General features: G+C 60.6%; 22 protein-coding genes. 9 read left to right on the forward strand and 13 right to left on the reverse strand.

Translation table 11 applies throughout. The features are described from left to right. Positions 1-136 precede the first annotated feature (136 nt). From AC4CWF_RS17155 to AC4CWF_RS17170, 4 genes are all read left to right on the forward strand, one after another. Positions 137-1,111 carry an alpha/beta fold hydrolase gene (locus tag AC4CWF_RS17155; RefSeq protein ID WP_491282837.1) on the forward strand — a complete coding sequence of 325 codons (975 nt, stop codon included), beginning with the start codon at positions 137-139 and terminating at the stop codon, positions 1,109-1,111. A 49-nt stretch (positions 1,112-1,160) separates the two neighbouring features. Further along, positions 1,161-1,889, forward strand: a complete 729-nt coding sequence (locus AC4CWF_RS17160) for an alpha/beta hydrolase (protein WP_491282839.1) — start codon at positions 1,161-1,163, stop codon at positions 1,887-1,889. A gap of 158 nt (positions 1,890-2,047) precedes the next feature. After that, positions 2,048-2,683, forward strand: coding sequence for a pyridoxamine 5'-phosphate oxidase family protein (locus AC4CWF_RS17165; protein WP_491282840.1), 636 nt, complete (start codon positions 2,048-2,050; stop codon positions 2,681-2,683). A 166-nt stretch (positions 2,684-2,849) separates the two neighbouring features. Beyond that, on the forward strand, positions 2,850-3,788 hold the full coding sequence (locus tag AC4CWF_RS17170) for an FkbM family methyltransferase (RefSeq protein WP_491282841.1): 939 nt from the start codon (positions 2,850-2,852) through the stop codon (positions 3,786-3,788). Between the two features lie 78 nt (positions 3,789-3,866). Here AC4CWF_RS17170 and AC4CWF_RS17175 read toward each other — a convergent pair whose 3' ends face one another. The 10 genes from AC4CWF_RS17175 to AC4CWF_RS17220 form a co-directional block, all read right to left on the reverse strand. Beyond that, on the reverse strand, positions 3,867-4,250 hold the full coding sequence (locus AC4CWF_RS17175; RefSeq protein ID WP_491282842.1) for a hypothetical protein: 384 nt from the start codon (positions 4,248-4,250) through the stop codon (positions 3,867-3,869). A 437-nt stretch (positions 4,251-4,687) separates the two neighbouring features. Next, positions 4,688-5,548: a LysR family transcriptional regulator gene (locus tag AC4CWF_RS17180; protein WP_491282843.1), complete on the reverse strand. Its 861-nt coding sequence runs from the start codon at positions 5,546-5,548 to the stop codon at positions 4,688-4,690. A 436-nt stretch (positions 5,549-5,984) separates the two neighbouring features. After that, positions 5,985-7,592, reverse strand: a complete 1,608-nt coding sequence (locus AC4CWF_RS17185; protein WP_491282844.1) for a glycoside hydrolase family 43 protein — start codon at positions 7,590-7,592, stop codon at positions 5,985-5,987. Positions 7,593-7,672: 80 nt separating this feature from the next. Next, entirely contained in the window at positions 7,673-8,806 is a 1,134-nt protein-coding gene (locus AC4CWF_RS17190; protein WP_491282846.1) for a Gfo/Idh/MocA family protein, read from the reverse strand. A gap of 123 nt (positions 8,807-8,929) precedes the next feature. Beyond that, entirely contained in the window at positions 8,930-9,691 is a 762-nt protein-coding gene (locus AC4CWF_RS17195) for a sugar phosphate isomerase/epimerase family protein (protein ID WP_491282847.1), read from the reverse strand. Between the two features lie 42 nt (positions 9,692-9,733). Next, positions 9,734-12,178 (reverse strand): beta-mannosidase, encoded by a 2,445-nt coding sequence (locus tag AC4CWF_RS17200; protein WP_491282848.1) that lies wholly within the window; start codon positions 12,176-12,178, stop codon positions 9,734-9,736. A 241-nt stretch (positions 12,179-12,419) separates the two neighbouring features. Then, entirely contained in the window at positions 12,420-13,508 is a 1,089-nt protein-coding gene (locus AC4CWF_RS17205; protein WP_491282849.1) for an ABC transporter ATP-binding protein, read from the reverse strand. A gap of 5 nt (positions 13,509-13,513) precedes the next feature. Continuing rightward, a complete protein-coding gene (locus AC4CWF_RS17210) occupies positions 13,514-14,458 on the reverse strand; it encodes a carbohydrate ABC transporter permease (RefSeq protein WP_491282850.1) in 945 nt (314 codons plus the stop codon). Further along, the gene (locus AC4CWF_RS17215) at positions 14,451-15,413 is read right to left on the reverse strand and encodes a carbohydrate ABC transporter permease (protein ID WP_491282851.1); all 963 of its coding nucleotides are present in this window, start codon (positions 15,411-15,413) and stop codon (positions 14,451-14,453) included. The genes AC4CWF_RS17210 and AC4CWF_RS17215 overlap by 8 nt, the downstream gene beginning before the upstream one ends. A gap of 235 nt (positions 15,414-15,648) precedes the next feature. Further along, on the reverse strand, positions 15,649-16,884 hold the full coding sequence (locus tag AC4CWF_RS17220) for an ABC transporter substrate-binding protein (protein WP_491282852.1): 1,236 nt from the start codon (positions 16,882-16,884) through the stop codon (positions 15,649-15,651). Positions 16,885-17,297: 413 nt separating this feature from the next. Between AC4CWF_RS17220 and AC4CWF_RS17225 the strand changes: the two genes are divergently transcribed. Beyond that, the gene (locus AC4CWF_RS17225; RefSeq protein ID WP_491282853.1) at positions 17,298-18,350 is read left to right on the forward strand and encodes a LacI family transcriptional regulator; all 1,053 of its coding nucleotides are present in this window, start codon (positions 17,298-17,300) and stop codon (positions 18,348-18,350) included. A 29-nt stretch (positions 18,351-18,379) separates the two neighbouring features. On the opposite strand, the gene AC4CWF_RS17230 is transcribed toward AC4CWF_RS17225, so the two are convergent. Both AC4CWF_RS17230 and AC4CWF_RS17235 read right to left on the reverse strand, forming a co-directional pair. After that, entirely contained in the window at positions 18,380-19,810 is a 1,431-nt protein-coding gene (locus AC4CWF_RS17230) for a methyl-accepting chemotaxis protein (RefSeq protein WP_491282854.1), read from the reverse strand. A 149-nt stretch (positions 19,811-19,959) separates the two neighbouring features. Next, a complete protein-coding gene (locus AC4CWF_RS17235) occupies positions 19,960-20,127 on the reverse strand; it encodes a hypothetical protein (protein WP_491282855.1) in 168 nt (55 codons plus the stop codon). A 171-nt stretch (positions 20,128-20,298) separates the two neighbouring features. Here AC4CWF_RS17235 and AC4CWF_RS17240 point away from each other — a divergent pair, with 171 nt between their 5' ends. Genes AC4CWF_RS17240 through AC4CWF_RS17250 form a run of 3 tightly spaced genes read left to right on the forward strand, consistent with a single transcriptional unit; the run spans position 20,299 to position 22,471 of the window. Continuing rightward, entirely contained in the window at positions 20,299-20,649 is a 351-nt protein-coding gene (locus AC4CWF_RS17240) for an ArsC family reductase (RefSeq protein ID WP_491282856.1), read from the forward strand. 30 nt (positions 20,650-20,679) lie between these two features. Then, on the forward strand, positions 20,680-21,159 hold the full coding sequence (ybaK, locus tag AC4CWF_RS17245) for a Cys-tRNA(Pro) deacylase (protein WP_491282857.1): 480 nt from the start codon (positions 20,680-20,682) through the stop codon (positions 21,157-21,159). Positions 21,160-21,217: 58 nt separating this feature from the next. Next, a complete protein-coding gene (locus AC4CWF_RS17250; RefSeq protein ID WP_491282858.1) occupies positions 21,218-22,471 on the forward strand; it encodes an aminopeptidase in 1,254 nt (417 codons plus the stop codon). Between the two features lie 20 nt (positions 22,472-22,491). Here AC4CWF_RS17250 and AC4CWF_RS17255 read toward each other — a convergent pair whose 3' ends face one another. After that, complete coding sequence (locus AC4CWF_RS17255) at positions 22,492-23,364, reverse strand: EamA family transporter (RefSeq protein ID WP_491282859.1); 873 nt, start codon at positions 23,362-23,364, stop codon at positions 22,492-22,494. A 78-nt stretch (positions 23,365-23,442) separates the two neighbouring features. On the opposite strand from AC4CWF_RS17255, the gene AC4CWF_RS17260 reads away from it, so the two are divergent. Continuing rightward, the gene (locus AC4CWF_RS17260) at positions 23,443-23,928 is read left to right on the forward strand and encodes a MarR family winged helix-turn-helix transcriptional regulator (RefSeq protein WP_491282860.1); all 486 of its coding nucleotides are present in this window, start codon (positions 23,443-23,445) and stop codon (positions 23,926-23,928) included. The last annotated feature ends 20 nt before the right edge of the window (positions 23,929-23,948 follow it).

Raw genomic sequence — 23,948 nt, forward strand, 5'->3', positions numbered from 1 at the left:
TCCTCAACGTAAGCGCCACTCCCTCCCCCTCTTCTTTTTACCTCAATTAACTCGTGGTGCGAAGAACCCGATGCTACCTCAGGTAAGGAAGGGCGTCCATCAGGGACCGCTCGCAATGCCTGGCGAGGGGACAGATATGAAACACATCATGATGATGGCAGCGACGGCCCTGCTGATCGCGACACCTGCAGCAGCCGAGACCCGCTGCGAGACAGCGACCGCAAAAACGAATGCGGCCATGGTCCCCGTCACGCACTACAACACGCGTATGATCGACGGTGTGAAGATCTTCTATCGCGAGGCCGGGCCTGCCGATGCCCCTGTGCTTCTGCTCCTGCATGGCTTTCCGACATCGTCGCACATGTTCCGCAACCTCATCCCCTTGCTTGCCGATCGCTACCACGTGATCGCGCCGGATTTTCCCGGTTTCGGGCACAGCGATGCGCCGGATCATACCCGCTTCGACTACACTTTCGCACACCTGGCTGATGTGGTGGAGAAGCTGACGGTATCGCTGGGCGTCGATCGTTACAGCATGTATGTCATGGATTACGGTGCCCCGGTTGGATACCGGCTGGCGATCAAACATCCGGAGCGGGTGCAGACGCTGGTCGTGCAGAACGGCAACGCCTATGTGGAAGGCCTCGACAACGCCTTCTGGGCGCCGGTCAAGGTCTATTGGGCGGACCCGTCACAGGCGCGTCGGGAGACGCTGAACGGTCTGGTGACCCCTGAGATTACATATTTCCAGTACACCGATGGCGTCGGTGACCTCTCGCGCATCAGCCCGGACAACTGGACGATCGACCAGACCCTGCTCGACCGTCCCGGCAATCGCGACATCCAGCTCGACCTCTTCCGTGACTATGGCGCCAATGTGCCGCTTTATCCGCAATTCCAGGCCTTCTTCCGCGATAAAAAGCCGCCGACGCTGATCGTCTGGGGCAAGAACGACAAGATCTTTCCGGAGGCCGGCGCGCATCCCTATATGCGCGACCTGCCCGACGCGGAAATGCACATCCTCGACACCGGCCATTTCGCCCTTGAGGAAAAGCTCGATGTGATGGCGCCGCTGATCCGGGATTTCCTCGGTCGCAAGCTCTGCAAGTGATGAAAAGCTGAGGTTCAGCGAGAACGGCACCTTTGGAAGGACAGGAAACATGGTCGGCAATGATATTGCGTCCGCAGTCATTCCCAACGAAACGGGCACATCCATCGTGCTGGTCCATGGGGCCTTTGTCGATGCCTCGGGTTGGCAGCCTGTCTTTGAGTTGCTGACCCGGCGCGGACATGAGGTGCTGGTGGTCCAGAACCAGACCCTGACGCTTGAAGGTGACGTCGAGGCAACGCAGCGGGCCATCACGGCTGCACGGCATCCTGTCGTTCTGGTTGGCCACAGCTATGGCGGGGCGGTCATCACCGAGGCTGGACATTCGCAGAAGATCAAGGCTCTCGCCTATATCGCAGCCTTCGTGCCGGATAGCGGGGAATCGGTTGCAGCCCTCAACGACGCGCCAACGGAGGCCCTGGAGGCAAAGGCGCCGGTCATGCCGCCGCAGGACGGTTTTCTGCTGGTCGAGCCGGCGGGTTTTCCGCGCGCATTCGCAGCCGATGTCGATCCGGAAAAGGCCCGCTTCATGGCGGCCGCGCAAGTGCCCTGGGGTCTGCAAGCCGCCACGACTCCGATCAGCCGGGCGGCCTGGAGGGAGAAACCGAGCTTCTATCTCTTGGCCACCGCCGACCGGATGGTGCCCCCCAGCGCCCAGCGGCGCATGGCGCAGAGAGCCGGGGCGACCATATTCGAGATCGACAGCAGCCACGCGGTGATGCTGTCCCACCCGCTCGAAACCGCCAATTTCATCGCGACGGCAGCAGATATTCCAGCCTGAGGGGAGCCCCTGCCCTTGCGTGTCTGGCTGGCAACGTGATCCGATGGCGGCCACCCGGTGATCGCGCGGTTGGAGCCCGGCTTCCGCGCGCTAGGGATTTCAACTATCGTTTTTCCGCATGGCCGGCTTCCGACGGTGCAACATAGGAGGAGCACGCGATGACATATGGTTTCATGAGCATTGCTCTCACGCCCAGCGTGCGCGCCGCCCAGGCGGAGATGGGAGCCGAAGATCTCTGGGTCGATTTCAGGGGCGACCGCGCCTTTGACCGGTTCACCGCAAATGAAAAAGCCTTCATCGCGGAGCGTGACAGCTTCTATATGGCCTCGGTCTCGGAAAAGGGCTGGCCCTATGTCCAGCATCGCGGCGGGCCACCCGGTTTCCTGAAGGTGCTCGATGACCAGACGCTTGCCTTCCTCGACTATCGCGGCAACCGGCAATATATCAGCACAGGCAATTTCAAGGCGGACGACCGCGCCTGCCTCATCCTCGTCGACTATGGGCGGCGCGCGCGCCTGAAGATCTTCGTGCATGTCGAAACGCTGTCTCTCGAAGCCAATGGCGAACTGAAGGCTGAGCTGACCGACGCCCATTATCGCGCAGTGCCCGAGCGGATATTCCGGCTGCGGCTTGAAGCCTTCGACTGGAACTGTCCCCAGCACATCGCGCCGCGCTTTAGCGCCCGGGAGATTTCCACGGCCACACACCCCTTGCATGAGCGCATCGCCACGCTGGAAGAGGAAAACGCCGCATTGCGCCGCAAGCTCGACGCTCTGACGAACGGCGCAGTTTGAGCAGCAAGAGACCACACGGCCGGAAAACTCCGGACTATTCTGTGGGCAATTCATCCCACGCGCATGAACCAGCACAAGGGCATGGACGGAACCATCCGGTGTGATACGCTCGCCAACACTGAAAAGTTGCACATCGGATGAAACCGACCTTGTGAAGCGGATGGACATGGCAGCACACATGCTTGCAAAACTGCATGAAATGAGGCCGTTTCTGAAAAGCGTGGCGGCCATGCGGCCTCGATCGCTGTTTCAGTGGATCGCAAAGGCGACGGCGCCATTGCCGCAGGTTTCCGCCTTCACCAATGCGTTTGGCTCGTTTACCGGCCTTCGCAACGACTATCTGTTCCAGTCGATCATGGCGAAGGGGATCAACGAAACTCACTTCGAGGATCTGGCCCGCCGCCTGCTGCAGCGCGACTGGAACGTCATCGATCTCGGTGCCAATCTTGGAAGCCACTCCGTCCTGATGTCGAGGCTCGTTCCGCAGGGACGGGTGTTTTCGTTCGAGCCGCAATCGCTGACGTTTTCACTGCTGCAGAACAACCTGCTTCTGAACGAATGCCACAATGTCCGCTCGTTCCGCTTCGCGATCTCAGACCGCGATCTGGACGTCCTTGCGATGGAACCCTTCAGTTACACGGGCGAGAAAATCAACAATGGCGCGCTGAGGGTGAGTGCCGGGCGTTCCACGGGCGACCTTACGATCAGCAAGTGCCTGGACGATCTCCACCTGCCGCCGGTCGGCTTCATCAAGATGGATATCCAGGGATCGGAACTGAAAGCGCTGAAGGGCGCTGCCAAGACGATTGCCCGCGACCGGCCCCTGATGTTCATCGAGATCGAGGAGCAACACCTGCAATCGCTCGGGACCAGTTCGAAGGACCTCATCGAGCATCTGCTCGGTCTCGATTACATCCTTTTCCGCATCATGACGGATTATCCCTGCGATCACATCTGCGTGCCACGAGAAAACGCCGCTGCATTTTCCGCCGCGCTGGGCAAGGATTACCCCTATCCGCTGCAGCGCATCGAAGGACGGCACGTCAAGCTTCTCTTCAATCGCCCCAGAGACCAGAACTACCAGAGCATCGACGTGATCGGCTGACACAAAAGGACCGCCGGATGCTGATCCATCCGGCGGCCTTGCCGTGTTCGGGCCTGAACCCTGCCCTCTCCCGGACGGTCAGAAATTGGCCGAGACCGTAAACAGGAAACGCGGATTGGACACGTCGATATTGTCGTTCATATCAGGATCCACCGGCCAGGCAACGGAGAGGTCGCCGTTGAGGTGGCCACCGATATCGAAATCATAACCCACGCCGAAATCCGCGTAGAAACTGCTCGGTTCGCCGCGCAGGTAATCGTCAAACACCGCGCCGACATCGAAAAAGGCCCGCACACCGGAATTGAACGGCATGCCAAGCGCCTGGCCCACCGCCTCGTTGATCGGCACGGAGCCGTAACGCACCTGGTTTGCGAGATAAAAACCGGTATCGCCCGATAGCGACGACAGTTCATAGGCCGGCAGCGAAGTTGAGCCGCCGAGATACCAAAGCTCGCCGGACACATCCAGCTGCAGGTCGGTCGTTCCCGGTTTTCACCGGGTTTCAACCCTGCCGTGACACGGAAGTTACGGTTGGAATTGACCGACGACAGGCGACGCTCCAGAAGCTGGATGTTCGGGATGGACCCCGGCAGCACCTCGAAACGATCAATCACGATGGACGATTTGACGCGCTGGTTTCCGGAGATGATAACGTTGCCGATCGTGCCCTCGACAAGCTCGATGCGCGCCACGCCACCGGCGATATGCTGCGACGTTCAACTGTCAGAAGATGGCGCCGTCGAGACATCGGCGGTATCAGTTGAAATATGGTCACCGCGAAAAGCGCTTCGGCCACCATTATCCCTCTCTCAGGCACTTGCACGAAAGCCACACCGGTTGCGGTGTTGGCGATCATTGCCTCTGCCGGGCTGCGAAACGAAGCGGTGTGGTGCAGCCACTCAGGCTTCCTGGGACAGTCGGGAGGCCGAGGCCAGCATCTCCCGCAGCCACTTGTGCGCCGGGGAATATTCGCAGCGTCCATCCCACAACTGATAAAAATGCGCCCGCGGGTAGGGCACGGGACAGGGGAGCATGGCAAGCGGCAGTGTGCGGACAAAGTGCCTTGCAAAATCGCGCGTTACGGTTGCCACAAGATCGGTGCCGATCAGCAGGTGCGGCACAACCAGATGGTCGGATGCCACCACCTTGCGTTCCCGCGCGATCTGCAGCGATGCACCGCGCACCTCCAGCGCCTCTGCACCATCCTCGGCGCATTCATGCACCACCACATGGCGGGCATCGGCATAGTCGGCAAAGGTCGGTGCCGTGCGTGTAAAGGCATGGCCACGATCAACAAGGCAGACGAACTCCTCTTCGAACAGCATGGACCGGTGCAGATAGGCCGGGGGATCGCTCCAGCGACCGATCGCCACATCGGCCACGCCGGAGGCAAGCAGGCCTGCGGCATCATTGCCGCTGCGAGCCGGGCGCATGACCAGCCGCACCGCCGGCGCAAGCCTTGTCACCTCACCGACAAAAGCCGTCAGCAGGGCCGGCGACAAAGTCGCACAGAGCGCCAGCGTGAAGGTCTGGCGCAGGCTTTCAAGGTCCACGGCGCCGGGATGGGCGATCAGCGCATTCAGGTCGGCCAGCGCCCGTGCGGCGCCATGCTGCAGCATCAGCGCCCGCTCCGTGGGCACCATTCGTCCATCACTACGGATCAGCAGCGGATCACCGAAAATCTCTCGCAACTGCTTCAAGACGAGGCTTGTCGCCGGCTGTGACAGCTGCAGCTTGGCCGCCGCATTCGTCACATTCATCTCTTCCATCAAAGTACAGAAGACCCGCAAATTGAATGCAGTTAGCGGATTATCCAATACGCGCAACCCAGCCCCTCCAGTTCCGGCACCCGATCAACCTCCGCTGGATGACCGATAACCGCCATTGCGCTCCCCCAAGCATCGCCGGCAACCACCAAGCTCTTGAATATCAAGGCACAAATTAATTTTCACCACACCGCTCCTCAGTAATACGTCAACATAGGAAATAAAGTCGAGTTGTATTTTGCAAAAAACGGCGATTTAAAAAGCAGTACCTCTGTTTTTTATGATATAATTGGCAACAAATATGGGAAAAATCATACTATAAAATTATTGTTCACCGTATTTTTTGTCGATATCCCCGCCGAAACGAAAAAAGCCGGCATGACTGCCGGCTGTGGTATTTCAAATATAGAATTTTAAGCCTTGCGAAGATTCAGAGCGGCTCGTAGGCAAACATCGCAAAATCGGCCGGCATTGCGCGTCCGGTGATGTCGAAAGCGAACATGCCGGTAAAGGCACCGGTAAACGAACCATGTTCGCCGCGTCCGCCCTCGTCGGAAATCACGCCCGCATCGAGCACCGGGCCGAAGGGCTGCCAGTTGCCACTGGGCGACGAGCGCTGGAAGAACTGCAGGTCGTTGTCTTTCACCTCCAAAGCGAGATGAACCGGCCCCTCCGCCACCGCCTCGCCGCTGCCGACGGGAAAAATCATCCGCGAATGCGGGTAATCGCCGGGGCAGGAGAACAGGGTGATCACCCGGCCGAGTTGCTCATGCAGGGTAACGGCAACCGCATGGAACTTGTGCCGGTTGTAATAATGCGTCAGTCCCGCGGCCTGTTGGTAGGTGTCGGGTGAAAACTCCACCACCGTCTCGGCGCGAAACGCATGGTGTTCCTGACGGCGTGCCACAAGCGCCTGCTCGAACCACGAACCGATACTTTCACGACCCAAAAGCCGCAGGAAGCCGGGGCGTTCGGCAAGGCTGAAGATCCGCTCCGGCTCGGGCGTGCGCAACCACTGGAAATCTGCGGGCAGATCAGGTCCGTCAAAGGCATTTTCGACACGCGACACCTTTGCAACCGTCTCGGCTCCCGCTGGCGCCTCCACCTCGACGGCCGGCGCCACGCCGCCATGCGCAAGATACAGCCAGTCGTCGCGCCAGACGCATTTTTGCAGCGCCGTTTCGCGCCCCAGCGTGCAGCGGCGTTTTGGCGCAAGCGGGCGTCCGCAGAGATGCGTGTGATAGGCCTCGCCATCAGGCGTTTCCACATATTGCCCGTGGCCAGCGCGCTGAAGCGCCGCCTCCGGATGATCCTTGGAGGTGATCAGATGCGTATCCGGATGCATCTCATACGGGCCGTCGATGGTTCTCGAACGCGCCATGGTGACGGCATGATCGTAACCGGTGCCGCCTTCGGCTGTCGTCAGGTAATACCAGCCATTGCGCTTGAAGAGATGCGGTCCCTCCACCAGCCCCAGCGCACTGCCGGCAAAGATGTTCTTGACCGGCCCGATGAGCTTGCCCGTCGCTGCTTCCCATTCCTGCAGCAAAATACCGTCGAAAGCCGGCGTCTTCGGCGCGCCGCCATAACTTTCCGTGCGGTGGTTCCACTGCATGTTGAGGAACCATTTTTTCCCGTCATCGTCATGAAACAGCGACGGATCAAAGCCGGAGGAGTTGACGTAAACCGGATCGGACCATTCGCCTTCGATGTTTTCGGCCGTCACGATGTAGTTGTGCGCGTCCTTGAAATTGCCGTCCAGCCGCTTCACGTCCGTATAAACGAGGTAAAACAAGCCGTCGGCGTAGGAGAGGCACGGCGCCCAGATGCCGCAGCTGTCGGGGTTGCCGCGCATGTCGAGCTGGCTCTTGCGCTCCAGCGGTCGGCGCACCAGCGTCCAGTTGGCGAGATCGCGCGAGTGGTGGATCTGCACGCCCGGAAACCATTCGAAGGTGGAGGTGGCGATATAATAATCCCCGCCGACGCGGCAGATCGACGGATCGGGGTTGAAGCCCGGCAGAATGGGATTGCGGATCATGGTCGCTTTGTCTCCTGCACATCATCACTTGTGTTACGGCCGGCCGCGCCCCGTCCCGAAGGCGCGGCCGGCGTCCGCTGTCAGCGCAGCAGCGCCAGGGCTTCATCGATGCCCAGTGCTGCCGGCTGCGTGCAGGTCGTGGTCATGTCGATGAACCGCCCTTCCTCGCCGGATTTCAAAATACCCGTCATCACGTCGATACCGTGCAGCGTGCGTTCCAGCGAGCAACGCGGATCGCGCCCGTCAATCAGCGCCATCGCCATATCGGCAAGGCCGGCGGTGCGGTAATTGGCGCGCGGGCCATTGGGGCTTTCCTGGTTCGCCTTGCCGAACGGATGATCCCAGGCCTCCAGCGGCTGGATATCCTTGTTGCGGCCGGAGGCTTCCACCGTGCCGCCGAAAAAGTTCGGGTCGGGCACGTAAAGCGAACCTTCGGTGCCATAAAGCTCCATATTGGCATGGCGGTGCGACCAGACATCCCAGCTGGCCGAGAGCGTGATCGTCGCGCCGCTCTCAAACTCCAGCAGCGCATGAATATTGGTCGGCGTCTCCACCGGGATCTGCTGACCGGCAAGCGGCTGGCTGGAAATCGTGCGCGTCGGGTTTGCCATGGAGGTGAGCGCGCCAACGCGTTTCACCGGCCCGATGAGGTTGATGAGGTTGGCGATATAATACGGCCCGAGATCGAGGATCGGCCCGCCGCCGGCGAGAAAAAAGAAGCCGGGGTTCGGGTGCCACATTTCCATGCCGGGGCTCATCACATGGCAGGTGCCGGACGTGATGCGGCCAACGCCACCCGCGTCGATATATTGACGCGCCTGCTGGTGCGAACCGCCGAGAAACGTATCCGGCGCGCAGCCGATGGAGAGGTTTTTCGCCTTTGCGAGCGCCCGCAACTCCTCGCCCTCTTCGAGCGACAGGACCAGCGGCTTTTCCGAATAGACGTGCTTGCCCGCCTCAAGGATCGCCTTCGACACGGCAAAATGCGTGGCGGGAATGGTGAGGTTGACGATCACATCCAGCTCATCGTTTGCCAGAAGTTCGTCGATCGACTGCGCCACGACGCCATACTCCTCGGCGCGCAGTTCTGCCGCGCTGCGGTTGATGTCGGCGCAGGCGAGGATTTTCAGGCCCTTGAACAGCGGGGCCAGCGAAAAATAGGTGGTGGAAATATTGCCGCATCCAATGATGCCGACACCGAGTTCCTTGGCCATGGGGCGCTCCGGATGAAGGATGTGTTTAGGAAACGTCTGCGGACGGGATCTTAAAAATGTCCTGCCGGCAGATTTCGACGGGATGGGTTCGGACCTGATGGCCCGAACCTTTGAAAAATAGCGTCAGTAGCTGTCGAAGGCGGCAATCGAGCGCGTGATCAGCCGGTCGAGATCGTTCGGATTGTCATGCTCGACAACATAATACTCGACGGGCGTGGTCTTCAGCGCCGCCATCAGATCCTTCCAGGCCACCGTGCCGTGGCCGACATCGGCCCAGCCGTCCTCATCGGCGTTTTCGCCGGCGGGTGCGATGTCCTTCACATGGACGGCGCTGATGCGCTTTCCGTAACTTTCGATCCAGGCGAAGGGATCGGCGCCACCGCGCACCACCCAGGCAATATCGGCCTCCCAGGAAAGCTCCGGCCCGCCGGCAAAGATCTGCTCCTGCGGCGTCGAGCCGTCGGAGAGCGCCTTGAACTCGAAATCATGGTTGTGCCAGCCGAACACGTAACCCGCATCGCGAAACCGCTTTCCTGCCTCCTGCAGGCGCTGGCCGAAGGCGAACCAGCCGCTGGCGTCGGTGGGTCGCAGATCCGGCAGCAGATAGGGGCAATAGATCGCCTTGATGCCGAGCGTATCGGCGACTTTCAGCGCCCGCTGCGGTTCCTTTTCCAGCATGTCGAGGCCAAAATGGCCGGTGGGCATGGTGAGGCCCGCCGTATCAAGATCGGCGCGCAGCGCCTTCAGCGCCGCATCGTCCATCGTGGCATAGATGCCGCCATAACCTTCCACATGCGCGTAACCGGCGGCAGAAAGCTTGGACAGCGTTTCCACGAGCGGGGGAAAGTTGCGGGCGCTGTAGAGTTGGAAACCGAGCTTGGTCATGTCATCCTCCCGGGCCGACCGGCCCTTTTCTTGACGTGTGGTTCAGCCTGCAACCGAAGACGAGTGCAGGTCATAGATGCGAAATTGTGGAGCCTCCGAAAGCGCCTCGGAAGCGGTGGGCGAAAAGGTGATCCGCCGGCTTTCGCCCGCCGCCAGATCAAACGCGTTGTCGGAAAAACGGCCGGGCGTTTCGGTCTCGATCATCACGAAAAGCGCCAGACCATCCGACTGCACCAGAAGATCAAAACCGCCCTCCGGCGCCGGCGAAACGCTCATCGTCAGCTGTGATGGCTGAAGATCGAGCCCCTTGTAGGTGCCGGGCACGAAATGCCCCTCGCCGCCCATGCCGTTCGATGCGGAAAAATGCCAGGCGAGCAGGCAGTCGGGTGGGATGTCTGCCGCTGACACGGTAATCGCCGTCACCGCCGCATCCGGCCCCACCACCGCATCCACCGACAGAAGGTCGCGCCGTTCGCCAGACAGCGTCAACAACGACAGGGCAAGGCTCACCGTCACATCCGACAAGGTGTCGTTGACCAGCGACATCCGGATCTCCGACCCATCCTCGGACGGGATCGCCGCCACCGCCACCGGCTGAAAGAACCGCCGCGCCAGATAATGAAGCACCTTCCAGCTGCCGCCGTAATCGAGGCTTGCCCAGGAGGCCACCGGCCAGGTGTCGTTCAGCTGCCAATAAAGCGTGCCCATGCAATGGGGTTTCAGCGAGCGCCAGTAATCGACAGCCGTCTGGATGGCGAGTGCCTGCTGCACCTGGGAGACATAGACGAAATTGGCAAAACCTTCCGGAAAACGAAAATAGCGGAACATTGTCGCCGCGATCCGCTCATTGCCGCCGACATTTTTCTGGTGCCACTCCATGACAGGCGAGGCGATGTTCATGTCGGTGTCGGCAGCATAGGTCTTGATGACAGGCAGCGACGTATAGGACTGGAAACCGAATTCCGAGCAGAAGCGCGGGCGAACCTTGCGGTAGTCCGCAAACGGCTTGTTCTCGTGCCAGACGGACCAGTAATGCATGTCGCCGGAACCATCGGCATGCCAGGCGTCGCCATAATCGAGATAACCGGACGCGGGGCTCGACGGCCACCAGATCGCCTCGGGTGCTGCCTTTTCCAGCCCCTGTTCGATCACCCGGTTCAGCCGGTCGTAGGAAACGAGGTAACGGTCGCGGTTCTCGATGGACTGTTTGAACCAGGTGAGCGCGCCGACCAGTTCATTATCGCCGCACCAGAGCACGATGGAGGGATGCGAGGAGAGACGGCGGACCTGATAATCCACCTCGGCTGCAACATTCTGCAGAAAATCCGGCGTCGAGGGATAGAGATTGCAGGAAAACTGAAAGTCCTGCCAGACCATCAGCCCGAGCGTGTCGCAGAGATCGTAAAACCAGTCGGCCTCATAAAACCCGCCGCCCCAGACGCGGATCATGTTCATGTTGGCATCGACAGCCGATTGCAGGAGATCGCGCGTCTTCTTCTCAGATGTCAGCGAAAACAGCGCATCGGCGGGGATCCAGTTTGCCCCGCGGCAGAAGATTTCACGGCCGTTAATGGCAAAGGCAAACCGGCTGCCCGCCTCGTCCTTGTCCTTGTCGGTCAGAAGTTCTACCGTGCGAAGGCCGATCTGGCGGGTGGCGGTCTCGTCTGGCAACTCGACCGTCAGTGTATACAGCGCCTGTTCGCCGCTGCCGGAGGGCCACCACAGCCGCGGTTCATCAATGTGGAAGATATAGGAGACCGTCGTCTCGCCGGGCTTTACCCCGCAATCAAGTTTGACACGCTCCTCGCCCAATTCCAGCACAAGGGCAACATAACCTTGAGCTTCGGCGTGAAGTGTCACCGTCACGGTCACGTCGACACCGGTTTCACCATGCACCTGATGGGTCACCACATGCTCAATGCGCGCCGTTTCCAGCTTCTTCAGCGCAATCGTGCCATAGAGCCCGAGGGGCGCCAGCGCGATATTCCAGTCCCAGCCGAAATGGCATTGCGGCTTGCGCAGCATGTTACCGTTGGGGATCGGTGAATTGGCGGTGGAATAGGGGATGTAAAAGGGCTGGTGTGCCTGCCGCTCGGCCCCTTCGCGGATGCTGGAGGAAAACACGATACGAATACGGTTGTCGCCTGTTTTCAGCGCCTGCGTTACATCCGGTCGGTAACGGCGAAAGGCGTTATCGGCCTGAAGCACCACCTGCCCGTTGATCTCGACTGATGCCACCGTATCGAGATCGGTCACATCGAGATACCAGTCGCCGCTTGTATCCGTAAGCTGGAAATCCTGCTCGATCTGCCAGTCGGTTTGCGCCACCCAACCGAGATCCTGCTCGTTGCGCCCGACATAGGGATCGGCAATCAGTCCGGCATTTTTGAGCGCCGTATGCACGTCGCCGGGAACCGGCATCAGAGCGGTGGTTTCCTGATCCAGCGAGGACAGGCGCCAGGTGCCTGAGAGATCGATCATGGTCATGGCGATTTTCCTTCTGCTGCGCTTTGGGGCGCGGCGGACGCGAGGAGAAAAGCCCCCTCTGGCCTGCCGGCCATCTCCCCCACAAGGGGGGAGACAGATCCCCGAAAGCGCCCCGTTTCCTCCGGCTCATGCCGGCAAAAGGTCATGGAAAGGATTGCGCGGCGGCCCCATCGGTTCTCCCCCCTTGTGGGGGAGAGGACCGGCAGGCCAGAGAGGGCCTTCTGTCTGCACGGCACGACCATCAGATGCGGTCTTCCGTCTCGGCGTCGAACAGCGAGGCCATGCTCATGTCGAAGGCCATGCGCACCTTGGAGCCCGGCGCGTAACGGCGGGCGCCGCCGATGCGCACGGACATCAGGTGCCCGGCATGTTTCAGCCAGAGAAGATTGTCGGCGCCCATCGGCTCTTCGATATCGACGACCGCCTCATGCGCCTCGCCGCCCATGACATCGCTGTCAATGGCGATATGTTCCGGGCGCGCGCCGAGCACCACCTTGCGCCCCGCCTTCAACGGCTCCGATGTCTGGTAGCCGGCGAGCGAAAAATTGACGCCATGCGTGGAAAACACCGGCTGGCCGTTCACCTCGTTGATCTCCCCGTGCAAAAAATTCATCGAGGGCGAGCCGATAAAGCCGGCGACAAACAGGTTTCTCGGGCGGTTATAGATGACGATCGGATCGTCCAGCTGCTGGATGACGCCGCTTTTCATGATGGCGATGCGGTCGGCCAGCGTCAGCGCCTCGATCTGGTCATGCGTCACGTAGATCATGGTGTTCTTCAGCTGCTGGTGCAGCCGCTTGATTTCCACGCGCAGTTCCGAGCGAAGCTTGGCATCGAGGTTGGAGAGCGGCTCGTCGAACAGAAAAACATCGACATCGCGCACCAGAGCCCGGCCGATCGCCACGCGCTGGCGCTGGCCGCCCGAGAGTTCAGCGGGCTTGCGCTTCAAAAGCGGCCCGATCTGCAAAATTTCGGAGGCACGCGCGACACGTTTGTCGATATCGGCTTTTGGCATCTTGGCCACCTGCAGGCCGAAGGAGAGGTTTTTCTCCACCGTCATCTGCGGATAAAGCGCATAGGACTGGAACACCATGCCGATGCCGCGATCCTTGGGTTCTTCCCAGGTCACGTTGCGGTCCTTGATGTAGATCTGCCCTTCCGTCGGCTCAAGCAGGCCGGCAATGCAGTTCAAAAGCGTGGACTTGCCGCAGCCGGACGAGCCGAGCAGCACGAGAAACTCCCCGTCGTGGATATCGAGGTTCAGATCCTTCAGCACGGTCACAGCACCGAAGGAGAGCGAGAGATCGCGAATGGAAACGCTGGTGGCCATGGAGTTCAGCCCTTTACTGCGCCGGCGGCGATACCGCGGACGAACAATCTGCCGGAGACGAAATAGACGATCAGCGGCACCGCGCCGGTCAGAAGCGTGGCGGCCATGTTGACGTTGTATTCCTTCACCCCCTGCACGGAGTTGACGATATTGTTGAGCTGCACGGTCATCGGATAGCTGTCTGGCCGGGTGAACACGACGCCGAACAGAAAGTCGTTCCAGATGCCGGTCACCTGCAGGATCATCGCAACAACGAAGATCGGCAGCGACATGGGCAGCATGATGCGCAGGAAGATCTGCCAGAAACCGGCGCCATCAATGCGCGCTGCCTTGAACAGTTCTTCCGGCAGCGAGGTGAAATAGTTGCGAAACAGCAGCGTCAGGATCGGCATGCCGAAGATGGTGTGGACGATGACGAGGCCGGTCAGCGTGCCGTAGATGCCGAGTTCCCGCAGAAGAATGACGATCGGGTAGATCATCACCTGATAGGGAATGAAGGCGCCGACGATGAGGATCGAGAAGAACACGTCCGATCCCTTAAAGCGCCAGTTGGCGAGCGCATAACCGCTGACGGAGGCAACCGCGATGGAGACCACGACGGAGGGCACGAGGATGCGCACAGAATTCCAGAAACCGCGCGAAAGACCATCGCAGTTCAATCCGGTGCAGGCGCTCGCCCAGGCTTTTGCCCAGGGCTCGAAGGTGATTTCCAGCGGCGGCGAGAAGATGTTGCCCATGCGGATTTCAGGCATGCCCTTCAGCGACGTCACGACCATCACATAGAGCGGCACGAGGTAATAGAGTGCTGCGACGCCCAAGAGGCCGTAAAGGATGATGTTACGCTGCGAGATGACCTTGCGCGGCTTGCGGCCGCTCGGGCCGGAACCGACCCGGTCAGACACGGCATCGATGCCGGCGGCGGTGGTGTTGAGGGTGGAAATATTAGCCACGCTTCTTTCCTCCGAATTCCAGATAGGCCCAGGGGACGACAATGATGGCGACGGTGAGCAGCATCATGGTGGAGGCGGCAAAGCCCTGGCCGAGATTCTGCGCCTGAAACATGTAGTCGTAGACGTATTTTGCCGGCACTTCCGACGCGATGCCGGGACCGCCGCTCGTCTGCGCCACCACGAGATCGTAGACCTTGACGATGCCGCTTGCGATGATGACGAGCGTGGTGATGAACACAGGCCGCATCATGGGGATGACGATGAAGAGATAGGTGCGCCACATCGGAATGCCGTCGACGCGCGAGGCCTTCCAGATATCCTCGTCGATGCCGCGAAGCCCCGCCAGCATCAAGCACATGACGAGCCCGGTCCCCTGCCAGAGACCGGCGATCAGCACGCCATAGATGACGATGCTCGCATCATAGAGCGGATCGAAGGTGAAATCCGCCCAGCCAAGGCTGCGCACGATGGATTGCACGCCATATTCCGGATTGAGGATCCACTGCCACACAAGCCCGGTGACGATGAAGGACAGCGCAAAGGGATAAAGAAAGATCGTGCGAAAGGTGTTTTCGAAACGGATCTTCTGGTCCATCAGGGCTGCCAGAAGAAAGCCGATGGCGAGGCTGAAAATCAGCGATAGAATGCCGTAGATGGCCAGATTCTGGATGGAAATCACCCAGCGCGGCGCATCCCACAGGCGGTAATACTGGTCGAGCCCGACAAAACTGAAGCGCGGCAGAAGCTTGGAATTGGTGAAGGAATACAGCACCGTCCACAGCGTACCGCCGAGAAACACGCAGACCGCGACAAGGATCATCGGGATCGAGGCGATCTTGGAATTCAGGTTTCGAAAAAGCTGGTTGGGCCGGCGGGCCACAGGCCTTGCAGGGGCCAGGCTTGCATGGTTCTGGCTTGCATGGGTCGGGCCGGGCGCCTCAGCGCGGGTGCTCATGGGGCATCCTCCTTCTCAATGGCTGCCGTCAGCGGCAAGGCGGTCGTCATCCGGTCAAGGCTTCGCCGTTGCGATGGCCCGTCCATGACGGGCACAGCCGTTGGTCAAACACGTCGATGTCACATACGTCGATGATTGTGATTGGCACCTGCGGGTGAAGCCGCACACAGTGCGAGGCCATTTGCGCAAGCGGGCCGTGCCGGCACCCCCTTAAGGAGGGCCGGCACGAACGGGATCAATCGGCGGCGGCAATGATCTCGGCAAACCGCTTCTGCGCGGCATCCGGGGTCATCGAGGACTTGGCGAAGAATTCCGAGAACAGATCCTCGAGCTGCTTCTGGCTGTCGGCCGACATCATCTGGTTGGTGGAGCGCACCACATTGCCCTTGGCAAGGATTTCCAGACCCTTTTTCATGCAGTCATTGGCGGCTGCAAGGTCGATATCGCCACGGATCGGCAGCGAACCCTTTTTCAGGTTGAATGCCACCTGCACGGCAGGGCTGACGATGGTGGAGGCCAGCACTTCCTGCGCCTTGGACTTGGCTTCGTCCTTCAGAAGCGGGAAGTAGAAGGCATCGCCATCGGTGGAGATGACTTCGTTGACACCGAGACCCGGCAGGCAGGTGTAATCGACGCCAGCCGTCTGGTTGGCGAGCGCGAATTCGCCCTGCGCCCAGTCACCCATGATCTGGCCGCCGGCCTTGGCGGTGATGACCATGTTGGTGGCCTGGTTCCAGTCCTGAACATTGCTGCCCTTGGACATGCGGCGCGCATCGTCGGCGGCCTTGAACACCTTGGCGATCTCGGGGCCAGCCGCCACCTTGGCGTCCTTGTCGGCAAACACCTTCTGGAACACGTCCTTGCCACTGATGGCGATCATCAGAACGTTGAAGGCGCCGGTCGACTGCCAGGGCTGGCCGCCGATGGCGAGCGGAATGATGCCCGCCTTTTCGAGAGCCGGAGAGGCTGCGACGAATTCGTCCCAGTTTTTCGGCACCGCGACGCCGGCCTTCTTGAAGGCGGCGTTGGAAAGCCACAGCCACTGCCAAGAGTGGATATTGACCGGCGCGCAATAGATCTTGCCATCAATCGTGCAGCTGTCGAGCAGGCTCGACGGCTTGATGATGTCCTTCCACTTTTCCTTTTCGGCAACCGCCGTCAGGTCACGCATCAGGCCGGATTGCGCCAGTTCCTCGGCCTGTCGGCCATGGTTGAACTGGGTGGCACCCATCGGGTCACCGCCGGTGATGCGCGAGATCATGATCGGGCGGGCGGTGCCGCCGGATCCGGCAATCGCGCCGTCGACCCATTTGTTGCCGGTGGCGTCAAACGCCTTGGCCAGTTCCTTCACCGCCGCGGCCTCCCCTCCCGAGGTCCACCAATGGGTGACTTCCAGATCCGCAGCCCCTGCATAGGTCGCGGGTAACATCGCGCTTGCCACGAGAATGGCCTTTAATGCACGCATATTCATGAGTCTCCTCCCTCACTGAAACGTTGCCGTAAAAAAACCTATGACAATATCAGAACGCTTGCAACCGGCATGAGCGGGATTTTTTCATCTATTCCGATGAAACAACCAATGAGTGCACCTTAGATGGTATTGAGCAGGTGCGAAAAAGACTAATAAAGGCCGGTTATTGGAAATATTTTCCGATCTTATCGGAAAAATGCGTTTCCTTCTTTTCGCATCTGCAAAATAAATGCCGCGCCTGCGTTGTACAACCGTCGCGCAATCCGACAGCGTCCGGTGGTAAAAAAGGCCTCGACATTTTTCCTGTAACGTTACAGTTTCAGTCTCCGGAAAATCTCCGGCCAGAAGGAGGCATTCGTTTCCAGGGACTACGAAGACCGCTATAGTCGCGCGCCTGAACCGGATGGATGTGCATGAACGATAGTATTGTTTCCAAGAATGCCGAGCGGAGTACTGCCGGTGGCGGGCGCCCGACGCTGAAGACGATCGCCTATATGACCGGGCTCGGCATCACCACGGTTTCGCGGGCGCTGAAGGATGCACCCGATATCGGCGCCGACACGAAGGAGCGCGTGCGCCTTGTGGCCGCCCAGCTCGGTTACCAGCCGAACCGCGCCGGCGTGCGCTTGAGGACCGGCAAGACCAATGTCATCGCGCTGGTATTGAGTATCGAGGAGGAGCTGATGGGCTTCACCAGCCAGATGATGTTCGGCATCTCCGAGGTTCTGGCCGGCACGCAATACCATCTAGTGCTGACCCCGCATGCCCACCAGAAGGATCCGATGGCGCCGGTGCGCTACATTCTCGACACCGGTTCGGCCGATGGCGTGATCATTTCGCGCACTGCCCCGGATGACTCGCGCGTTGCCCTGATGACGGAGCGCAATTTTCCCTTCGCCACCCATGGCCGCACCGATATGGGCATCTGCCATCCGTTTCATGATTTCGACAATGAAAGCTTTGCCTTTCAGGCAGTGGAAAAGCTCGCCTCCAAGGGCCGGCGCCGCATCGCGCTTCTGGCACCGCCGGCCAAGCTCTCTTATTACCTGCACACCCGCATCGGTTTCGAGCGCGGCCTTGCGCAGTTCGGCGCGACGGAAGTGGCCATGGGTCGCCTCACCAGCGAGGCACCTCTGGACGGCATCCGCACCCATATGCAGGCGCTGATGAGTTCGGCAGAGCCGCCGGACGGCATTGTGACAATCAGCGGCAGTTCGGCAATTGCGCTCGTGGCAGGCCTGGAAGCTGCCGGCGCGCGGCTTGGAGACACTGTCGACATGGTGTCAAAACAGTCGGCGGAATTTTTGAACTGGATCCGCCCGGAAATTTACACGATCAACGAGGATGTACGCCAGGCTGGCCGGGAACTGGCCAAGGCCGTCATCGCCCGCATCGACGGCGTGGCGCCGGAGCTTCTGCAAAGCGTCAGCCGGCCGGTCTGGTCGGCCATGGCGCCGAAGGGCTGACCCCGCATCCGGGGCATACCCGTCAGATTTTATGCGCGGATCGCAAGCCGCATCCCACCCCAGTGGCGGCCGTTGACGGTGATCGGTGCGGAAATATCCTTCATCAGCACGAACTGCCCGCCGCCCATATCGCGCCGGTAGGTCTGCAGCAGGAAAGGCGCCGTGCTGCGCCCGGCCGCAAGCCCCACCCGGTCGTTGAAGATACGGCGGTTGCGGCTGTTTGCCGTGTTCCATGTGGCATCGCCGGCGCGCTGTGGCTGCGAGAATTTTGCATTGTGCGTCGGAAGATAGCCGTTCTCGTCCACGGCGGCGCAAAACGCGATGCGCTCATCGCTGCCGGCCACCCTTTCCTGCAAGGTGAAAAGCACCTGATCGGTAAAATCGCTAAAGCGGGTGCGGTATTGCACCGGATCTGTCCCGGCAATTGGTCGGTAATCTCGGTCAAACAGCGCGGCCATGTCGATACGGCGCAGGCGCACGGCCTCCTCGAAGAGCGCGCTGACATCGGTGGCCACCGCCATCACGCGCTGGATATAAGGCGTATCCGGCGTTTCAATCCCGGTGCTGGCGCTTGCCTGGATCATCCGTTCGCTGATGGTGACGACATCGCCCACACGTGCCGATGTCTTCTGCAGATCCTCGTTGGAGGCAAGGACTGCGCTTGCGGTCGTGGCAATCGTTGCGGCAAACTCGCCGCACTGGCGGTCAACCGCTTCCGTGGTGCCGGACAGTGCCGAGGCGCCATCGAGAATGCGGGCCATCACATCTTCCACCTGATGGAAGGAGCCCTGCACCCCCTCGGCGGTGGATTTGACGCCTTCTGCCGATACGCGCGCGCCTTCGCCGGCCGCAATCAGCTTTTCGATGCGGCTGCCGAGATGGGTGAGGGTCTGCTGGATGGAGGCGGTGGTTTGCGAGGTCTGCAGAGAAAGGGTGCGCACTTCGGCGGCCACCACGGCAAAACCCTTGCCTGCTTCGCCCGCCCGCGCCGCCTCGATGGCGGCATTGAGCGCCAGAAGGTTGGTCTGGCGGGCAATCGTGCCGATTTCATCGGCCAGCTTGCCAACGGCGTTTAATGCTGCGGAAAAGGAGCGGATCTCGTTGCCGATGTCCTGGGAGACCGTGACCATATGGTCGATGGCGGCAATCGAGCCTTCCAGCTGCACCGCCTGTTCGCCAAGCACCACGCGGGCACCGGTGGCAAGCTTGTCGGTTTCGCCAACGGCTGCCGCAATCGTGCGGTTGCCATCGGCAATCGATTGGGCAGCGCCGGTAATGCGCGTGAGAAGCGTGGCCTGCTGCGCCGAGCGCGCTGCCGTATCCTGGATGGTGCCTGCGATATCGACGAGATGCAGACCAAGGGCCGATGCCTGCTCGGAAAGACGCGTCACGGCAAGGCGTAACGTCTCTTCGCCACTTTGCGCAGGCTGCCTGAATTCCAGATCGTGAACCGCGCTCAAATCATCACCCCCATCGAAGACGACAGAATGAACGGATGCGGTTAACGCTGACTTAAATACGCGACTTCAGATATAAGGCGCGAACAGGAAAAACCCTGCTCGCGCACCCATTCGCGGGATCATGCCGGCAAGGCGCCAGCATGAGGGCATCAGGACATGCGGTCGAACGCCTTCGGGTCAATGCCGAGCGTTACCAGATCGCGGGACTGAGGCTTGCGACCCCCTTCAACGGCGGCGGAAGCGGCTGCGGCTGCACCGAAAACAGCGATGGCACGACCAATGAAGCCACCGCGCATGCTGCTCAAATTCGTAGACATGTTCATCTCCTTTGTGATGACCCCAATATGGGAGCACCTGCCGCTCGCTGCAACGCACAAGAGAGGATGGGAGCCATGCAGCAACCGCATGCCGGATGAACAAGGCTTTACCATTTGGCATTTTTGTAGACATTTGCACACCGAACGCAGCTGTCCAACCCGGAGAAAAAGATGATCACCCTTTACGGCATCAAGGCCTGTGACACGATGAAAAAGGCCCGCGCCTGGCTGGACACAAAAGGCGTCGCCTATCAGTTCCACGACTACAAGACGCAAGGGATCGATCGCGGGCATCTGGAGGAATGGACGGAAAAGCTCGGTTTCGACACCGTGCTCAACCGCGCCGGCACGACGTTTCGCAAGCTCGATGAGGCTGACAAGGCCGATCTCACCCGTGAAAAGGCCATCGACCTCATGCTGGCCCAGCCCTCGATGATCAAGCGGCCGGTGCTGGAGGGCGAAGGCGTCTTGACGGTCGGCTTCAAGCCTGAAACCTATGCAGCGCTCTTTTCAAAACCCTGATCCCGCCTTCAGAAAACCAGCGATCCTGCCATGTCCAAAACCACCCGCGCCACGCAGGCCCTTGCCAAAGCCGGCGTCTCTTTCACCGTCCACACCTATGAGTATGATCCGAACGCCGAGCGCATCGGCCTTCAGGCGGCAGAGGCGATCGGCGAGGCGCCGCATCGTGTCCTGAAGACGCTGATGGCGGAAGTGGATGGCAGAGCGGTGTGCGTCGTGGTGCCCTCGGATCGCGAAGTGTCCATGAAGAAGCTCGCCGCAGCCTTTGGCGGCAAATCGGCGGCGATGATGAAACCAGCCAATGCCGAAAAGGCGACCGGCTATGTCGTCGGCGGCATCAGCCCGTTTGGCCAGAAAAAGACGGTGCCAACCGCCATCGAAGCCGCCGCCATGGAAGAACCGCTCGTCTACATGAACGGCGGTCAGCGCGGGCTTCAGGTGCGCCTTTCGCCTTCGGATGCGAAAGCGGTTCTGAACGCTCTTGTCGCCTCCGTCGTTGCCGAGGGATGAGCGACGCACCATCTCCGGCCTCTATTCTATTCCGTAAAACCCTGAGAACAGGCAGATCATGACCCAGAATTTCGATATCAACAGCGCCATAGACCCGGTCAAGCTGGAGAAGCTGGCGGAGGTCGCCGTCAAGGTCGGGCTGCAATTGCAGAAGAACCAGGATCTCATCATCACGGCCCCGATTGCCGCCCTGCCGCTGGTGCGTTTCATCACCAAACAGGCGTATATGGCCGGCGCCGGCCTCGTCACCACCTTTTATTCCGACGAGGAAACCACCCTTGCGCGTTATGCGTATGCGCCGGATGCCAGTTTCGACAAGGCCTCGGGCTGGCTCTACGAGGGCATGGCGAAAGCCTATGACGGGGGTGCGGCGCGCCTTGCGATTTCCGGCGACAACCCGATGATGCTGGCATCGCAGGATCCGGACAAGGTGTCGCGCGCCAACAAGGCCAATTCCATCGCCTACAAGCCGGCGCTCGAAAAGATCTCGAATTTCGACATCAACTGGCACATCTGCTCCTATCCGAACCCGGCCTGGGCACGCCAGGTCTTTCCGGATCTTCCCGAACAGGAGGCCGTGCGGGCGCTGGCCGAAGCGATCTTTTCCGCCTCGCGCATCAACACGCCGGACCCGATTGCCGCCTGGGGCGAACACAATGCAAACCTGAAGAAGCGCTCGAGCTTCCTCAATGGCGAGCGCTTTTCCGCCCTCCACTTCACCGGCCCCGGCACAGACCTGACGGTTGGCCTTGCCGACGGCCATGAATGGCACGGCGGCGCCTCCAAGGCGAAAAACGGCGTGACCTGCAACCCCAATATACCCACGGAAGAAGTGTTCACCACGCCCCATGCGCTGAAGGTGGAAGGTCATGTCTCCTCGACAAAACCGCTCTCCCACCAGGGCACGCTGATCGACAATATCCAGGTGCGGTTCGAAGCCGGCCGCATCGTCGAGGCTAAGGCGTCGAAGGGTGAGGACGTGCTGAACAAGGTTCTCGATACCGACGAAGGTGCGCGTCGCCTGGGTGAAGTGGCGCTGGTGCCGCATTCCTCGCCGATCTCGGCCTCCGGCGTGCTCTTCTACAACACGCTGTTTGACGAAAATGCCTCCTGCCACATCGCCCTTGGCCAGTGTTATTCGAAATGTTTCCTCGACGGCGCCTCGCTGACACCCGACCAGATCAAGGCGCAGGGCGGCAATTCCTCGCTCATCCACATCGACTGGATGATCGGCTCCGACCAGGTGGATATCGACGGCCTTCGCGCCGACGGCACAAAGGTGCCGGTCATGCGCAAGGGCGAATGGGCGTAAGCCGTTTCTAACGTATAACGTCAGGTCGCCGGGCTCTTGCGCCCGGCGGCCGCAGCGATTCTCTGGCTTGCCCAGACGCTCAAGAGCACCACGATAACACCCACCATCTGCACCACATCGAGCGCCTGCCCCAAAAGGCTCCAGCCGAGAAGCACGGCAACCAGCGGGCTCAGAAAACCCAGCGCCGAGGCCGCCTGCGGGCCAATACGGCCAAGGCCGCGGAACCAGAGAATATAGGTGAAGGCCGCCCCGATCAGGCCGAGATAGAGAAAGCCGGCGTAATTTTGCGCGGTCAGCACCGGAAGCCCCGGTTCCAGCAGAAACGCTGCCGGCGCCAGCATCAGGCCGCCCGCCGTCAACTGCCAGGCGGTAAAGGTGAGCGGCGAAACATCCGGCTTCCAGTGGCGGCTGAGCACCGTTCCAAAAGCCATGGAGAGCGCCCCGCCAAGCCCTGCGGCAACGCCCAGCGGATCAAGCGCTGCCCCCGGCCGCAGCACCAGAAGCGCCACGCCGCAAAGACCCGCGATGCCGGCAACGATCGCCAGTGGCCGCACCGGCGTTCCCATCACCTGCCGCGACAGACCGATGACGATCAGCGGCTGCACCGCGCCCACGGTTGCCGCAACGCCACCCGGCAATCGGTAAGCCGATACGAACAGAAAAGCCCAGAACAGCGAGAAATTCAGCGCGCCGAGCACAAGACTTTTCCACCACCACGCGCCTGTTGGAAGTTGGCGAACCAGCAGCAACAGCAAAAGCCCGGCCGGCAGTGCCCGCAGCATGGCAACCGTCAGCGGCACCCCCGGCGGCAGAAGCTGCGTCGTCACGATATAGGTCGATCCCCAGATCGCTGGGGCAAGGGCGGTGAGGCCGACATCGCGCAAGCGGGACATGGCAAATCTCCATTTATCTTGACGTCAAGATAGATCCGTAAATCTTGACGTCAAGATAAATTCCGCCATAGTTGCCGAATGGATCACGTCGACAGAATTTTAGCCCAATGGCAGCGCGAGCGGCCGGACCTCGACACCGCCCCGATGGGCCTGCTCGGCCGTCTCGGGCGGCTTCACGGCCATCTCATCCGCGAAACCGAAGCGATGCTCGCCGCCCACGGCCTGTCACGCGCAAGTTTTGACGTCATGGCAACGCTGCGCCGCTCCGGAAAACCCTACCGCCTCTCCCCCGGCGATCTCCTCGCCGCCACCATGGTCACGTCAGGCACCATGACCAACCGCATCGACCAGCTGGAAAAGCAGCATCTGGTAGAACGCATCGCCAACCCGCAGGATGGCCGCAGCGTGCTGATCGGCCTCACCGACAAGGGCCTTTCGCTGATCGAGAATGTCGTCACGGCCCATGTTGAAAACCAGCACCGGCTGACGGCGGCGCTGGATGAGGCGGAATTTCGCGCGTTGGATGCGCTTCTGGCGAAATATCTGGCGGCGTTCGAAGGGTAAGGGGACAAGGCCCCCGCAAA

It is taken from the genome of Neorhizobium sp. PAMB6630, from assembly GCF_058242775.1.